Genomic DNA, 14,942 nt, shown 5'->3' on the forward strand with positions numbered 1-14,942 from the left:
TCTGTTATCATGGCCGCTTCTGTACGTGCCATGAGTCTGTCTCCTATGCCCCATATTCAGGTTTTCAGTGAAGTCCCCGCCCGTGATGGCGAGCTCGACGCCCTGCGTTTACGCCTTGCCGACGTGGAGTTTCCGGCTCCGTTTGCGCTGGTACTGACTGAAGAGAGACTGGAGCTGCGCAAGCTGGATGAGCCCAAGCTGGGTGCTGTCTATGTGGACTTCGTGGAAGGGGCGGTGGCACATCGCCGCAAATTTGGCGGTGGTCGCGGCCAGTCCATCGCCAAGGCGGTGGGGCTCAAGGCCGGTGCCACTCCGACCGTGGTGGATGCCACCGCCGGGCTGGGACGCGATGCCTTCGTGCTCGCCTCCCTCGGTTGCAAGGTGACCCTCATCGAACGCAGCCCTGTGGTGGCCGCTCTGTTGCAGGACGGGCTGGCGCGGGCGGCACAGGATCCCGAGATTGGCCCCTGGGTCAGCGAGCGGATGCACCTGCTGCAAGGCCCGGCGGTGGACAACTTGCTGGCGCTGCCGGAGCGGCCAGAGGTGATCTATCTCGACCCCATGTTCCCCCACAAGCAGAAGTCGGCGCTGGTGAAAAAAGAGATGCGGGTATTCCAGTCGCTGGTGGGGCCGGATCTCGATGCGGATGCCTTGTTGCCGGCTGCCCTCAAGATGGCGAACAAGCGGGTGGTGGTGAAGCGGCCGGACTACGCCAGCTGGCTCAACGAACAGAAGCCCAGCATGGCCATTGAGACCAAGAGCAACCGCTTCGATGTCTATGTGATGGCGGCGCTGGCGGCGAGTTAACGGCCGGTGTGAGGCGCAGATGCAAAAAGGAGGGCCAACGTCATGTTGGCCCTCCTTTTTCGTATTGGATTCAGTTGGTTGGCGCGAAGCGGATCAGCTTCTCTTCCCCTTGCCAGTTCAGGCGCAGGGTCGCCAGTTCTGCCAGACTGAGCCGCTCGCCACTGTGCAGCAGCAGATACTCGACTCCTTCGCTGGCTTCGATGGTGCGGATCTTGTCATCCCGCTGGCGACCATCGCGGCTGGTGAGGGTCACCGGCAGTTGCCAGCTGGCAGCAATTTCGAGCCAGTCGTAGAGATCGCAGCTGATGGGTTGATAATCCGGCATGATCGGCTCCAAAACAGGCAGGTTGCTGAGTCAGGCTTCCTGTACGCGGGTCGGCCAGCCCATCTTCTGCTGGCGTTCCACTTCAAAGCGCAGCTCGCTGGCGCGCAGGTAGTGTTCATCCATCCAGCCCTTGGGCAGGGTCAGGGTCAGTGACTCCTCTTCTGCCTGCAGGGTGAAGCTGGGCACTGTGCCCTGGGTACGGCGCATGCAGAGGATCAGCGCGATGCGCAGGATACGGGCCAGCCGGATCGCCTGACGACCGGTGACTGCACCCTGTTTCTCCAGCGGTTCCAGCTTGAATTCGTCCCGCTGGTTGAACAGCAGGGCCGACAACAGCTTCTTTTGCGCAGGGGTAAAGCCCGGCATGTCTATGTTGTCGATGATGTAGGCGGCGTGTTGCGGCGCCTTCTTGTATTCGATACAGAGGCCGATCTCGTGCAGCAGGGCGGCATAACGCAAGATCGGGCGACCGTAGCGTTTGGAGAGTCGCCAGGCCGGTTGCAGCTGGTTGAACGCCTCGACGGCGGTATCACGCACCCGTTCGGCGTGCTCTTTATCCAGCTGATAGCGGCTGATCAGGCTGTCGGCGGTGCGATCCCGGGCATCACAGTCGTGATTGTTGCCAAGCAGACCGTAGATCAGTCCTTCACGCAGGGCGCCACCCGCGAGGGTCATGCTCTCGATATCGAGGGTTTCGAAGATGGCAATCAGGATGGCGAGGCCGGAGGGGAACACGGTCAGCCGCTCGGCCGCCAGCCCTTCCAGTTGCAGCCGGTCGAGCTTGCCGCAGGCGATGGCCTGACCCATCAGCTCCTGCAGTTTCGGCAGGGTGACCCGCTCGCTCTTCCCTTGCGCCAGCATGATCTCTTGCAGCGCCTGTACCGTGCCGGAGGCGCCAACGCAGGTGCGCCAGCCGAGGGCGCGGTAATCTTCCGCCACCTTCTCCAGCACCGCCTTGGCGGCAGCAATCGCCTGCTCGAAACGGGCTTCAGAGAGCTCGCCATCACCAAAGTGATTGTTGAGCCAGGTGACGCAGCCCATGTGCAGGCTGTTGAGCAGTTTTGCTTCGCTATGTTCGCCGATCACCAGTTCGGTGCTGGCACCGCCGATGTCGATCACCAGCCGGTTGCCTTCCCCGGCAGAGGTCCAGGAGACCCCTTCATAGATGGTCTTGGCCTCTTCCTCGCCCGAGATGATCTCGATGCTGTGGTTGAGTACCCGTTCCGCTTCGCTGAGGAACTCATCGACGTTGGTAGCCAACCGCAGGGTGGCGGTACCCACCACCCGGATGTTGTCTGCCGGAATGTCCTGCAACTGTTCGGAGAAGAGACGCAAACAGTCCCAGCCCCGCTCCATGGCGGCACGGCTGAGACGAAATTCCGGATCGAGCCCGGCTGCGAGGCGAACCTTGCGCTTGACCTTGGCGACGGTGCGCAGGGCACCGGCGACCTCGCGCACCACCAGCATATGAAAGCTGTTGGAGCCGAGGTCGATAGCGGCATAGAGAGGCGAGTTGTGCAACGGGCCTGTCCTTAGCTCTTGCGCGGCGGACGACGACGGTTGTTGCTGTTGCCACCGCCCTGACGATCCCGCATGTTGCGGTTCACTGGCTGACGGTTGCGGAACACCCGTTTCGGCGGGGTCACATCATCCAGCAGCGCTTCGCGATCATATTTGCTGACCGGAATGGCGTGGTGGATGTACTCCTCGATGGCCGGCAGGTTGAAGGCATAGTCTTCACAGGCCAGGCTGATGGAGTGACCGCTCTTGCCGGCACGACCGGTACGACCGATGCGGTGTACATAGTCTTCGGCGTCGTCGGGCAGGTCATAGTTGAAGACGTGGGTCACGTCAGGGATGTGTAGACCACGGGCGGCCACGTCGGTGGCGACCAGAATATCGAGCGCACCCTTGGTGAAATCCTCGAGGATCTTCATCCGCTTCTTCTGTGGCACGTCACCGGTCAGCAGACCAACGCGGTGGCCGTCATTCTCCAGCCAGGCATGGACGTCTTCACAGACATGCTTGGTGTTGGCGAAGACGATCGCTTTTTCCGGCCACTCCTCTTCCATCAGGGAGAGCAGCAGCAACATCTTGTCTTCATTGGAGGGGTAAAACAGCTCCTCCTTGATCCGCACGCCGGTCATCTGCTCCGGCTCTACCTGCACATGTTCCGGATGGTTCATGTGTTCGTAGGCCAGCTCCTGCACGCGCAGGGAGAGGGTGGCTGAGAACAGCATGCTCAGACGCTCGGTCGCGGGCGGCATGCGGCGGAACAGGAAGCGGATGTCCTTGATGAAGCCCAGATCGAACATGCGATCCGCTTCGTCCAGTACCACGACCTGAATATTGCTCAGATCGATCACCTTGGACTTGAAGTAGTCGATGATGCGGCCAGTAGTGCCGATCAGGATGTCGACGCCCTGCTCCAGCACGGCCAGCTGCTTGTCGTAACCTTCGCCACCGTAGGCGAGGCCGAGTTTCAGGCCGGTAGAAGCAGCGATGCTGTCGGCATCGTTATAGATCTGTACTGCCAGTTCCCGGGTGGGTGCCATGATGATGGCTCTGGGTTGGTTAACCAGACGGGGCTTGGTCAGCGGGTGAGTCAGCAAATAGTTGAATGTCGCGGCCAGGAAGGCAATGGTCTTGCCGGTTCCTGTCTGGGCCTGACCGGCGAGGTCATGACCTTCTACCAGCAGTGGCAGAGACAGTGCCTGGATGGGCGTGCAATAGTGAAATCCCTTTGATTCCAGACCAGCCAGAACTTCGGGTTCGAGGCCCATTTGGGCGAATTTGTCGGTCGTTAAGTGTGTTTTGCTCATGGCGGTAGGTTATCAGGTTAGGCTTGCAATAATAAACAGGATCATTTCAAATAGGGCAACTATTGCCTTTGTTGATATGTCAATAAAGCCTTAATTACTGACTGGAGTTGGAGATGAGTGACAAGATTGTTCAGCTGAGCGATGCCAGCTTCGAGGCAGATGTAATCAAAGCCGATGGCGCCGTTCTGGTCGACTTCTGGGCCGAGTGGTGTGGTCCGTGCAAGATGATTGCCCCGATCCTGGAAGAAGTTGCCCAAGAGTACGAAGGTCGCGTGACCGTAGCCAAACTGAACATCGACCATAACTCTGATACTCCGCCCAAGTACGGCATTCGTGGTATCCCGACCCTCTTGCTGTTCAAGAATGGCGAAGTGGCAGCGACCAAGGTCGGTGCACTGTCCAAGACTCAGCTGAAAGAGTTCCTGGACGGCAACCTGTAATAATTAAAGAGGAGCGCATTGCAATAATGCGCTCCTTGTGTTTTATCACCTAGACGCTCATCCCGATTGGTGCTAGTTTATCGCTCGTTTGCTAACCTTTTTGCCTGACTCTTTGCTAACCACAGCCTGGCAATCAAATCCGATCAGCATCAATCCAGCAGACTGTCTCCTCATTTCAATCCTTGCTTACAGACTTTCACCACTATGAATCTGACTGAATTAAAGAACACTCCTGTGTCCGAGCTGGTCAAGCTTGGCGAATCCATGGGGTTGGAAAATCTGGCTCGGGCGCACAAGAAAGATATTATTTTTGCAATCCTCAAGGCGCACGCCAAGGGTGGTGAAGATATCTTTGGCGACGGTGTGCTGGAAATCCTGACCGATGGTTTCGGCTTCCTGCGCAGTGCAGACGGCTCCTATCTGGCAGGCCCTGACGATATCTACGTCTCCCCGAGCCAGATCCGCCGCTTCAACCTGCGTACCGGCGATACCATCTCCGGCAAGATCCGGCCACCGAAAGAGGGCGAACGCTACTTCGCACTGCTCAAGGTCAATGAGGTCAACTACGACCGTCCGGAAAACTCCCGCAACAAGATCCTGTTTGAAAACCTTACCCCCCTGCATGCCAACGAACGTCTGCGTATGGAACGGGGTAATGGCTCTACCGAAGATATCACCGCCCGTGTACTGGACCTGGCTTCCCCCATCGGTAAAGGTCAGCGTGGCCTGATCGTGGCGCCGCCCAAGGCCGGTAAGACCATGCTGCTGCAGAACATCGCCCAGAGCATCGCCTACAACCACCCGGACTGTGAACTGATCGTTCTGCTGATCGATGAGCGTCCGGAAGAAGTGACCGAGATGCAGCGGATGGTGAAAGGTGAAGTGATCGCTTCCACCTTTGACGAACCTGCTTCCCGTCACGTTCAGGTTGCCGAGATGGTGATCGAGAAGGCCAAACGCCTGGTCGAGCACAAGAAAGATGTGGTGATCCTGCTGGACTCCATCACCCGTCTTGCTCGCGCCTACAACACCGTTATCCCGTCATCCGGCAAGGTACTGACCGGTGGTGTGGACGCCAACGCCCTGCACCGTCCGAAGCGCTTCTTCGGCGCCGCGCGTAATGTTGAGGAGGGCGGCAGCCTGACCATCATCGCCACCGCGCTGATCGATACCGGTTCCAAAATGGACGAGGTTATCTACGAAGAGTTCAAGGGTACCGGCAACATGGAACTGCACCTCTCGCGCAAGATTGCCGAGAAGCGTGTCTACCCGGCTATCGACATCACCCGCTCAGGCACCCGTAAAGAAGAGCTGCTCACCTCCGGTGACGAGCTGCAGAAGATGTGGATCCTGCGCAAGATTGTCCACCCGATGGGCGAGATCGACGGTATCGAATTCCTCATCGACAAGCTGGCGATGACCAAGACCAACGACGAGTTCTTCGACGCCATGCGGCGCCAGCAGAAGTAAGTCCGGTCAGAAAATGACGAAACCGCGGCCATGGTCGCGGTTTTTGTTTATCTGTTTTCCGGTCGCCCTAGTAGTATGAGATCCCGATGTCACATGGATGGAGACGTCATGAAGCCTGTTTTCTGGTTATTGCTGGGGTTGCTGAGTGCAATGCCAGTCTGTGCGCAGAGTGCTCCGGTCGCGGTGACAGCCGAGACGTTGCAGACGCACCAGCGCTATCTGGCGGGCCGTCTGCAGGAGGGGCAATTTGCAGCCATCGACTCTCTGCTGGCGACCCTGAGCCGCGAGCGGCGGGAGTTCCTGCTGTTGCAGCTGCTGCGGGATATTCCCGCTACCACCCCTGCCTCCCCTGCGTTGCAACAGTGGGTCGAGGCTCAGGCCGACAAGGCCCCCGAGTGGCTCATGGAGCAGCAGGTCGACGGTTTTCTGGTGCAGCAACCAGTCTATGATTTTGCCGCGCAGGCCCGTCAGTTGCTGGGGGAGTGGCAGCTGCAATCACTGATGCAGCGCTATCGGCAGCAGCTTGCCCAGGGCAGCTTCCAGCTAAAGTCCATCTACTACAGCAGTAACCCAGATCTCGCCATGCAGCAGCAAGCCCTGTTGCTGGCCCTCGATACCTTGCCGCAACCGATCTGGATGCGGGAGGCGCAAGTGCTGGCCAGCCAGAATATCTATCTGCCGGACAATCATCTGTTGTTCCATCTGTTGCAGCGCACCGGGGAACCTGCGCTCTATAGCATGTTGTGGCGGCGGCCGGCAGATCAGGATGCGCTGCGTGCACTCTCTACCATCAACCGCTTCCATCACGGCAGCGCTGCCAGCGATCTGCTGATTGCCGCCAGTGGCAACGAAGGGTTGAAGGGGGCCGCCCTGCGTCAGCTGAGCGCGCTCTCGCCCTTGCCACCGCAAGCCCAGAAATACCTGCTGGCGGAACTCTCCAACCGCCAATACGGAGCGCTGGTGGCCGGTCTGTTGATGGAGGTGGACGAGCCCCAGCTGCTCTCTGCGCTGGCCAGGCGCCTTGGCCAGCGTGACATGCCACCCATTGCACCGAGTCTGCTGTCCGATTCGGGTACACCCGATGGGCAGCCAGGGTTATAATGCGTGACCTCCTGAACCCGGTTGGGAACTTGCATGAAATACAAGGATTTGCGTGATTTCATCGCGCAGCTGGAACAAAACGGACAACTCAAGCGCATTACCCGCGAGATAGATCCCTATCTGGAGATGACCGAGATCAGCGACCGCACCCTGCGTGCGGGTGGCCCGGCTCTGCTGTTCGAAAATCCCAAAGGCTACACCATGCCGGTGCTGACCAACCTGTTCGGTACCCCGGATCGGGTTGCCATGGGCATGGGGCAGCCCGATGTGGGCGCCCTGCGTCAGGTCGGGGTCTGGCTCTCCTATCTCAAGGAGCCCGAGCCGCCCAAGGGATTCAAGGAGCTGATGGAGAAGCTGCCGATCTTCAAGCAGGTGCTCAACATGCCGACCAAGCGCCTCTCTTCTGCCCCCTGCCAGCAGGTGGTACAGGAGGGCGATGCGGTCGATCTCGACCAGATCCCGATCCAGCACTGCTGGCCCGGCGATGTGGCGCCGCTGGTCACCTGGGGCCTCACCATCACCCGCGGCCCCTACAAGAAGCGGCAGAACCTCGGCATCTATCGCCAGCAGAAGATCGCCAAAAACAAGCTGATCATGCGCTGGCTGGATCACCGTGGCGGTGCCATCGATTTTCGCGAGTGGCAGGAGGCCCATCCCGGTGAGCGATTCCCGGTGGTGGTGGCGCTCGGTGCCGATCCGGCGACCATTCTCGGCGCGGTGACGCCGGTGCCGGATACTCTCTCCGAATATGCCTTTGCCGGTCTGCTGCGCGGCAGCCGTACCGAGGTGATCAAGGCCATCAGCTGCGATTTGGAGGTGCCCGCCAGCGCCGAGATTGTGCTGGAAGGCTATCTTGCGCCGGGCGAGATGGCGCCGGAAGGGCCCTATGGCGATCACACCGGTTACTACAACGAGGTGGACGAGTTCCCGGTCTTCACCATCACCCATATCACCAAGCGGCGCGATGCCATCTATCACAGCACCTACACCGGCCGTCCGCCCGATGAACCTGCGGTGCTGGGTCTGGCGCTGAACGAGGTGTTCGTGCCGCTGCTGCAGAAGCAGTTCCCCGAGATTGTGGACTTCTATCTGCCGCCGGAGGGGTGCTCCTACCGGATGGCGGTGGTGACCATCAAGAAGCGTTACCCGGGCCACGCCAAGCGGGTGATGCTGGGGGTCTGGTCCTTCCTGCGCCAGTTCATGTACACCAAGTTCGTGGTGGTGTGTGACGATGATGTCAACGCCCGCGACTGGAAGGATGTGATCTGGGCCATCACCACCCGGATGGACCCGGCACGGGACACCACCTTGATCGAGCACACCCCGATCGACTATCTGGACTTCGCCTCGCCGGTCTCCGGCCTCGGCTCCAAGATGGGGCTGGATGCCACCAACAAGTGGCTGGGCGAGACCAATCGGGAGTGGGGTCAGCCCATAGTGCAGGATGAGGCGGTGAAGCAGAAGGTCGATGCCATCTGGGATGAGCTCAATATCCTCGGATGAGGCAAACATGACAGCTTTGCTGCAAAAAGTGATGCGATCCGCACTGATTTGAGTATTCTCGACTGACGGGGCCAGGGCTGCTGGTCGTCACTCCATAGTGAAACAATGAGCGAAGCGGGCCGAGCGAGCCCGCCACAAGGACAAGAATGCAACGTATCAAATGCCGCGTAGAGGAACTGCGCGAATATGTCGACACCATCTGGCATGTGGCCCTGACGCCGCAGCAAGCGATCAGCTTCAAGCCGGGCCAGTATCTGCTGGTGGTGATGAGCGATTCGGACAAGCGCCCCTTCTCCATCGCCAACTCGCCGACCCGCCCGGGCGTGCTGGAGCTGCAAATCGGTGCTACTCCCGAGAACGCCTACGCCGGTCAGGTGCTGGCCCGCATGCGCGAGCAGGGGGAGATCGAGGTCGAATTGCCGGCTGGCAAGGCGTTCCTGCGCGATGAATCCCCCCGTCCGCTGATCCTGATGGCGGGCGGCACCGGTTTCTCTTACGCCCGCTCCATTCTGGAGTACCTGATCGACACGGGCAGCAAGCGTCCGGTGTTCTTCTACTGGGGTGTGCGTCAGGCTCACTGGCTCTATGAGTTGGAGCAGATGCAGCAGTGGGAGCGTGACTATGCGCCGCTCACCTTCATTCCGGTGGTGCAGGAGCCGGAGGCTGACTGGACCGGCAAGAGCGGGCTGGTGCACAAGGCGATCATGGATGACTTCGTCAGTCTCCACGACTACGACATCTATGTCGCCGGCCGTTTCGAGATGGCGGGGGCCGCGCGGGAGGAGTTCAAGATCCTCGGCGCCGAGCCTGAGCGCATCTTCGGTGACGCCTACGAATTTATCTGACGGGATCCCCGTCTGGATGACGCAGCCCCCGGTTTTGCCGGGGGCTTTTGTTTTTAGGGCTGCCGCAGTACCGGATCATCCCGAATGAGCGGATTATCGCGGCGTTATCCCATTATTTTTCAATATTTTGGCTATGAGTGGCTACTAATCGAGCCTAGCTGATGGCATCTTTGTGGGGGATTGACAAGAGCATCCATAGAGCAAGCACAAGGAGGCGCCGTGTTGAGTGAAGAGGGCAGGGCATCTGCGGAGGATGACAGGGGAGAGACCGGCTCTGTCGAGCGGGTCGCAACGCTGAGCCCGTCCCCTCATGGCGGTGAAATGGCCCGTTTGCAGGCAGAGATCGCCGCTTTGCAGCATGAAAATGGCCTGTTGCAGGAGAAGCTCAATGCCGCCCTCGATGGCACCGGCATCTGTCTCTGGCAGGGCACTATTCCCACTGGCGAGCTGCGGGTCTTCAATCTGCAGAACTTTCAGGCCGGTGATATGGCCCCTCATTTCGATCAGTGGAGCGCCAAGCTCCATCCCGACGATCGCGCCCATGCCATGGGCAGCTACTTTGCCCACCTTGAGGGTAAAACCCCCTTCTATGAAGCCGAATATCGCACCATCAATCCGCAAGGCGAGGTCACCTGGCTGTGGGATCGGGGCCGGGTCGTCGATCGGGATGGCGATGGCAAGCCGCTGCGGATCATGGGCTCCCATATCGATATCACCCAGCGCAAGGCTTATGAGCAGCGACTGGCGGAGCGTGCCAACAGCGACGCGCTGACCGGCTTGCTCAACCGGCAGGGGTTTGGCAAGGCGTTCGCCCAGCTGCAGCCGCAAGGAGCGGGGGCGCTGCTCTTTATCGATCTGGATGATTTCAAGGGGATCAACGACCAGCTGGGGCACGCCTGCGGCGATCTGGTGTTGCAGCAGATGGCGGACTGGCTGCGCCTTATTATGCCTGGCTCGGCGCTATGTGGCCGTTACGGCGGCGACGAGTTTGTGGTGCATCTGCACCGAGATGTGTCGAGCCATGGCCTGGCGCAACTGGCTGACGCCCTGATCAGCCGGATGCACGGCTATGTGCCCAAACCCGGTTGCCCACAACGGGTGGGGCTGAGTATCGGCATCGCCCTGTGGGAGAAGGAGCCATTGAGCTTCCGGCAGGCATTGGAGGTGGCCGACCGTGCCATGTATGAGGCCAAGGCCCGCGGCAAGCGAGCCTGGTATCTGCTTCAGGTGTGATGGTTTTTACAGGTTCAATACAAAGCAAAAACCCCAGCCGAGCTGGGGTTTTCGTTATTCGCCTTTGGCGCCGAGCTGCTGCTCGAGCTGAGCCAGCTTGCTTTCGAGGGTGGCCAGTTTTTCACGGGTACGCAGCAGCACCTTGGTCTGTACGTCGAACTCTTCGCGGCTGACCAGATCCAGCTTGCCCAGCTGGGCTTGCAGTACCTGACGCATCTTCTTCTCGGCCTCTTCACCCATGCTGCGAATGCCGGGCGGCAGGGAGTTGTGCACCTGCTTGGCGATCTCTTCCAGTTTCTTCGGGTCGATCATGATGTCCTCCTTAAGCGTTGGCGGACATTCTACCGACAATTCCCTCACTTTGCCGAGATCGCGGCGGCTTTTTAGTCGTGATGGTGCCCGCTGGCTGGTCGGGTCTGGTGATGGGGCTACAACTGCTACCCTTGCGCCCCTTTGTTAACCTGAAACCATGACATACACCACAAAGCTGAGCCAGAACTGTCCGGCATGAGTCTTATTTGGTGTTGGTTTTATGTTAACGTTTTGCAGTCGAGGTCGTGATGACCCCGTTGGCTTGTGATGGATAACAACCTTATAAAAAGAGAATAAAAAATGAAGAAGAAGCTAATTTATGCAGCTGTTGTCAGCGCCCTGCTGGCCGGATGTGGTGGAGATGACAACAAGGGAGACACCACCAGCTCCCTCGACTACGTCCTGAGTGGCGCCAACGGGGTGCGCCCGAGCGTGCTGGCCCCCCGAGCCAGCGACGGTACCCTGAAGTTTTCGACAGAAACTGCTGATCTGTCGAACCCGGTATCTGCCCTCTCCACCCTGGATGGCTGGTCAACCACTCAACCTGTCCAGCTGGTACCAGCGACCGTGACCGGTGTCTCTGTGCCGGCACCGGCGGCCAGCGAGTATGCCTCTGCCGTTGCGCCCCTCTACCTGCTCGAGCTCACGCTGGATCCAGTCACTCTGCAACCCAACGGAGTTAAGGGCGGCAAGCCACTGGTTTATGGGACCGACTTTGTGGTCACCGGTGGGGACGGCAAGCTCAATCTGGTTCCGCTCAAGCCGCTCAATCCCTCTTCTTACTACATGATCGTGGCGACCGATGCCCTCAAGGACAGTCGCGGCACACCGCTCAAGGCGGGCGGCGATTACAGCAGCTTCAAATCGACAGCTGGCGCAACCACTCAGGAGCAGACCATCAATGGCCTGATCTCGCTGCAGGAAGGTCTGTTCAAAGCGGCCACCGGGATAACCAGCGATCGGGTGATCTTCTCCGACTGGTTTGCCACCCAATCTGGTGCCGATGTGCTGCTGGCGGTGAAGAGTGCCGCCGCTTCCGTGCTGAAGAGCCCGAGCCTGGACGCCGCGGCGCTGTGGAAACAGGATGCCAAGGGCAACACCAGCCTGCCTGCAACCTATACCATCAACGGTCTTAATGGCGGGGTGGATTTTCTGACCCAGCTGGCGAATGAGCCATTCTTGCCGCAGAAAGATCGTGATGCGATTGCTGCCGCTGTGGCGGCTAATGCCACCCTAAACGGAGTTGCAGCGGTGACCAAGGTGTATACCGGCACCGTCAAGCTCCCTTACTTCCTCTCTACACCCGCGCTGGCTGGTTCTTGGGACAAGGCCAAGACCCAATCCTGGCACGGCGCCATTCCCAGCCTCTATGCCATCGCCAACGCGCTGAAAGCGGGCGATACCGAGGTGATCGGTGGACTGGTCGGGGCGGGCGTGGACCCGGCATTGCTGGGTGAGCTAATCGCCGACCCGAGCCGTCAGAGTGAACTGCTGACCGAGGCAAGCAAGCTGATCGGGGTGACCCTCACCTCCGGTGGCAAGCCGCTGGATGCCGAGCGCAATATCGGCCGTTTCAACCCGTTGCCGACCCTGAGCGAAGTACAATCGGTACCGCTGCGGATCTTCGCCGCTGCACCGCTCAATACCATTACCGATGTGATCATCTATCAACACGGGGTTACCTCCATCAAGGAGAACGCCTATGCGCTGGCGCTGGGCCAGATTGGTGCTGGTCTGCAAGTCACACCAACAGCCAAAAATGTCGCTGTGGTAGTGATCGATCATCCGCTGCACGGCGAGCGTGGTTATGCCCTGAGCAACAGCATGGCGACGGTGACAACATCGGAGAACCCGCTCCCCTATCTGAACCTCAACTATCTGACGGTGGCGCGGGACAACCTGAAACAGAGCGTGGCGGATCTGCTGGGGCTGCGACTGGCTGTCGGTCTGGCCAACACCCAGGGATTGGGTGGCCAATTGGGTGGTGCCGGTCTGAAAGTTCACTTCCTCGGTCACTCACTCGGTGCCATTACCGGGGCCAATCTGCTGGCTGTCGCCAACCAGACCACCGGCAGTGCTCAGGCTGATGCCCTGTTCAAGTTCGATACCGGTGGTCTGGCGATGCCGGGTGGCGGCATCGCGCCGTTGTTGCTCAACTCGCCGAGCTTCGGGCCGACCATCAAGATGAGCGTGCTTACCTCGGGCAGTCCGGCGCTGAAAGCGGGTTTTACCGCCTATGCACCGAATTGCAAAACGGCTGCCGCCACTTGCTTCGTCAACGAGTTCCTGCCCAGTCTGGATGCGGCCACGCAGGCGGGTGCAGCGAGCACCTTGCAGAGCTATACCTTTGCCGCCCAGTCAGTGCTGGACTCTGCGGACCCGATCAATCTGGGCAGTGGCGTCGCCAAGAGCTTCCCGCTGTTCGCCACCGAAATTGTTGGCGATGGTGCGCTCAGCTTGCCGGATCAGGTGATCCCCAACAGCATCGCCTCTGCGCCGCTGGGTGGCACCGAGCCGCTGTTCCGGGTGCTGGGTTTGCAAGAGCTGAAGGGTTCCGGCGTGCTCCCGGCGGGTCACCATGCTGCGCGCTTCCTGAAAGGGGGCCATAGCTCGCTGCTGGCTCCTGACGAGAACTTCGATCAGGCTGGTGCGGTCACCACCGAGATCCAGACCCAGTTCGCCAGCTTCTTTATGAGTGGCGGTGCGGCGGTCAAGGTAACTGACGACACCCTGATCAAGCAGTAACTGCCTATAGCGTAAAAAAACGCCGCCCTTCGGGGCGGCGTTCTCGTTTCTGCGGCTGCTGAAAAATCAGGTCGGCTGGTGGTTGCGATCCAGCCAGCCTTGCAGCAGGCCGACCAGCAGGCCGGTCAGGTGGGCGATATTGGCGGTGCTGGTGCCGAGCATGTCGAAGAAGCCGAGCACCATCCAGAACAGCATAAAGCCCATCAGCGCCGGTGGCAGAGTGAGGCCACAGGCGGGTTGCAGCTTGCTGCGCAGCCAGCAGTAGCCGAGCAGGGCATAGACCACGCCGGAGAGGCCGCCAAACAGCGGGCCGCTGGCAAAAAACTCGGCGATATTGGGCAGGGCGGCGCCCACCAGCAGCAGGATCAGCAACTTGCCGCTGCCGAGGCGCTGTTCGATCTGGCCGCCGAGATACCACCACCACAGCAAGTTGAACACCAGATGGAGCACGGAGAAGTGGATCAGGGCGGGGGTGAAATAGCGCCACGCCTGCCAGTCGGTGAACTGGGCAAGCGTCGGGTGGAATGCCAGTTCATCGTAGATGGGCAGGCCGATGGCCTCGATCCCGTAGATGGCGAGACAGGCGATGATGACCACCAGCGTCAGTGGCCCCGCCTGATGAAGGAAATCGGTGATGGGATCCGTCATCCCCTTGCTGTAGTCGATGCGGGCATCGGCGCTACCAGATTGCCAGGAGGCTTCCATATAGCGCGGGTGGCCAGGCTCGGCCAGAAAGCGCTTCACCTCCAGCTGGGCCTGCGCGAGGCGTTGCTCGTCCGCCAGCCAGATGGTGACCCCTAGCTCGGACTGGGTCAGCTCGCAGGAGATGCCCAGGGTCGCCAGATAGTCCACCAGCGCCTGCGCCATGCGGGCGTTGTCGAGCACCAGCAGCTGGATCATGCCTCGCATGCCTCGATGGGAAACTCCCGGCGCCACGCCTCGAAGCCGCCATCCAGACTGTAGACCTCGTCATAACCCTGTTGCAGCAGGTATTGGGCCGCCCCCTGGCTGCTGTTGCCGTGATAGCACATCACGATGACAGGGGTATCGAAATCCACTTCGTTCATAAAGCGCACCAGGGTGCCGTTGGTGAGGTGGAAGGCGCCGACCGCGTGGGCCGCTTCAAAGGATTGCGGGTCGCGAATATCCACCAGACGGGCTTCACCCGCGCTCAGTTTCTGGTGGGCATCATGGGCATTGATATGGGCAAACTGGTCCATCGGGATGTCCTGCGAATAGGTTGATTACGGGCCAGTGTACCGCAAGCTTGGGCGCAAACTAACCCCACAAAAGATAAGGGAGCCTGCGGCTCCCTTGTTGATATGGCATGTGGGTCAGT

General features: G+C 59.9%; 14 protein-coding genes. 8 read left to right on the forward strand and 6 right to left on the reverse strand.

Features of this window, described 5'->3' with window-relative positions:
* Window positions 1-54: 54 nt before the first annotated feature.
* Window positions 55-807 (forward strand): class I SAM-dependent methyltransferase, encoded by a 753-nt coding sequence (locus AB5Z05_RS15995; RefSeq protein ID WP_368152205.1) that lies wholly within the window; start codon window positions 55-57, stop codon window positions 805-807.
* Between the two features lie 70 nt (window positions 808-877).
* Here AB5Z05_RS15995 and AB5Z05_RS16000 read toward each other — a convergent pair whose 3' ends face one another.
* From AB5Z05_RS16000 to rhlB, 3 genes are read right to left on the reverse strand one after another with little or no spacing between them, the layout of a single operon-like run.
* Window positions 878-1,132 carry a Rho-binding antiterminator gene (locus AB5Z05_RS16000; RefSeq protein ID WP_108613501.1) on the reverse strand — a complete coding sequence of 85 codons (255 nt, stop codon included), beginning with the start codon at window positions 1,130-1,132 and terminating at the stop codon, window positions 878-880.
* A 30-nt stretch (window positions 1,133-1,162) separates the two neighbouring features.
* The gene (gppA, locus tag AB5Z05_RS16005) at window positions 1,163-2,653 is read right to left on the reverse strand and encodes a guanosine-5'-triphosphate,3'-diphosphate diphosphatase (RefSeq protein WP_005355894.1); all 1,491 of its coding nucleotides are present in this window, start codon (window positions 2,651-2,653) and stop codon (window positions 1,163-1,165) included.
* A gap of 11 nt (window positions 2,654-2,664) precedes the next feature.
* Window positions 2,665-3,954 (reverse strand): ATP-dependent RNA helicase RhlB, encoded by a 1,290-nt coding sequence (gene rhlB / locus AB5Z05_RS16010; RefSeq protein ID WP_005339414.1) that lies wholly within the window; start codon window positions 3,952-3,954, stop codon window positions 2,665-2,667.
* 113 nt (window positions 3,955-4,067) lie between these two features.
* Here rhlB and trxA point away from each other — a divergent pair, with 113 nt between their 5' ends.
* The 6 genes from trxA to AB5Z05_RS16040 all read left to right on the forward strand — a co-directional run bounded on the left by trxA (window position 4,068) and on the right by AB5Z05_RS16040 (window position 10,546).
* Window positions 4,068-4,394 carry a thioredoxin TrxA gene (gene trxA / locus AB5Z05_RS16015; protein ID WP_005339416.1) on the forward strand — a complete coding sequence of 109 codons (327 nt, stop codon included), beginning with the start codon at window positions 4,068-4,070 and terminating at the stop codon, window positions 4,392-4,394.
* A gap of 204 nt (window positions 4,395-4,598) precedes the next feature.
* Window positions 4,599-5,864 (forward strand): transcription termination factor Rho, encoded by a 1,266-nt coding sequence (gene rho / locus AB5Z05_RS16020; RefSeq protein WP_005339417.1) that lies wholly within the window; start codon window positions 4,599-4,601, stop codon window positions 5,862-5,864.
* A gap of 108 nt (window positions 5,865-5,972) precedes the next feature.
* Window positions 5,973-6,965, forward strand: a complete 993-nt coding sequence (locus tag AB5Z05_RS16025) for a hypothetical protein (protein WP_368152184.1) — start codon at window positions 5,973-5,975, stop codon at window positions 6,963-6,965.
* Between the two features lie 33 nt (window positions 6,966-6,998).
* Window positions 6,999-8,468, forward strand: a complete 1,470-nt coding sequence (gene ubiD, locus AB5Z05_RS16030) for a 4-hydroxy-3-polyprenylbenzoate decarboxylase (RefSeq protein ID WP_368152185.1) — start codon at window positions 6,999-7,001, stop codon at window positions 8,466-8,468.
* Between the two features lie 146 nt (window positions 8,469-8,614).
* On the forward strand, window positions 8,615-9,313 hold the full coding sequence (gene fre, locus AB5Z05_RS16035) for an NAD(P)H-flavin reductase (protein WP_005339423.1): 699 nt from the start codon (window positions 8,615-8,617) through the stop codon (window positions 9,311-9,313).
* Window positions 9,314-9,532: 219 nt separating this feature from the next.
* The gene (locus AB5Z05_RS16040) at window positions 9,533-10,546 is read left to right on the forward strand and encodes a GGDEF domain-containing protein (RefSeq protein WP_368152186.1); all 1,014 of its coding nucleotides are present in this window, start codon (window positions 9,533-9,535) and stop codon (window positions 10,544-10,546) included.
* A gap of 54 nt (window positions 10,547-10,600) precedes the next feature.
* On the opposite strand, the gene AB5Z05_RS16045 is transcribed toward AB5Z05_RS16040, so the two are convergent.
* Entirely contained in the window at window positions 10,601-10,858 is a 258-nt protein-coding gene (locus tag AB5Z05_RS16045; RefSeq protein ID WP_368152187.1) for an accessory factor UbiK family protein, read from the reverse strand.
* A 300-nt stretch (window positions 10,859-11,158) separates the two neighbouring features.
* Between AB5Z05_RS16045 and AB5Z05_RS16050 the strand changes: the two genes are divergently transcribed.
* Window positions 11,159-13,603, forward strand: coding sequence for a VolA/Pla-1 family phospholipase (locus AB5Z05_RS16050; RefSeq protein ID WP_368152188.1), 2,445 nt, complete (start codon window positions 11,159-11,161; stop codon window positions 13,601-13,603).
* 66 nt (window positions 13,604-13,669) lie between these two features.
* Here AB5Z05_RS16050 and glpG read toward each other — a convergent pair whose 3' ends face one another.
* Together glpG and glpE are read right to left on the reverse strand one after the other, a co-directional pair.
* Window positions 13,670-14,503: a rhomboid family intramembrane serine protease GlpG gene (gene glpG, locus AB5Z05_RS16055; protein ID WP_158111266.1), complete on the reverse strand. Its 834-nt coding sequence runs from the start codon at window positions 14,501-14,503 to the stop codon at window positions 13,670-13,672.
* Window positions 14,500-14,823, reverse strand: coding sequence for a thiosulfate sulfurtransferase GlpE (glpE, locus tag AB5Z05_RS16060; protein ID WP_368152190.1), 324 nt, complete (start codon window positions 14,821-14,823; stop codon window positions 14,500-14,502). Before glpE ends, glpG begins: the two co-directional genes overlap by 4 nt.
* Between the last annotated feature and the right edge of the window lie 119 nt (window positions 14,824-14,942).

The sequence above is a fragment of the Aeromonas sp. R2-4 genome (assembly GCF_040908365.1).
GTDB lineage: Bacteria > Pseudomonadota > Gammaproteobacteria > Enterobacterales > Aeromonadaceae > Aeromonas > Aeromonas veronii.

Coding starts and splice junctions, on each gene's coding strand:
- glpG (WP_158111266.1), bottom strand. CDS start 14,503: ATGATCCAGCTGCTGGTGCTCGACAACGCCCGCATGGCGCAGGCGCTG.
- rho (WP_005339417.1), top strand. CDS start 4,599: ATGAATCTGACTGAATTAAAGAACACTCCTGTGTCCGAGCTGGTCAAG.
- glpE (WP_368152190.1), bottom strand. CDS start 14,823: ATGGACCAGTTTGCCCATATCAATGCCCATGATGCCCACCAGAAACTG.
- rhlB (WP_005339414.1), bottom strand. CDS start 3,954: ATGAGCAAAACACACTTAACGACCGACAAATTCGCCCAAATGGGCCTC.
- AB5Z05_RS16045 (WP_368152187.1), bottom strand. CDS start 10,858: ATGATCGACCCGAAGAAACTGGAAGAGATCGCCAAGCAGGTGCACAAC.
- AB5Z05_RS16050 (WP_368152188.1), top strand. CDS start 11,159: ATGAAGAAGAAGCTAATTTATGCAGCTGTTGTCAGCGCCCTGCTGGCC.
- trxA (WP_005339416.1), top strand. CDS start 4,068: ATGAGTGACAAGATTGTTCAGCTGAGCGATGCCAGCTTCGAGGCAGAT.
- AB5Z05_RS16025 (WP_368152184.1), top strand. CDS start 5,973: ATGAAGCCTGTTTTCTGGTTATTGCTGGGGTTGCTGAGTGCAATGCCA.
- AB5Z05_RS16000 (WP_108613501.1), bottom strand. CDS start 1,132: ATGCCGGATTATCAACCCATCAGCTGCGATCTCTACGACTGGCTCGAA.
- ubiD (WP_368152185.1), top strand. CDS start 6,999: ATGAAATACAAGGATTTGCGTGATTTCATCGCGCAGCTGGAACAAAAC.
- fre (WP_005339423.1), top strand. CDS start 8,615: ATGCAACGTATCAAATGCCGCGTAGAGGAACTGCGCGAATATGTCGAC.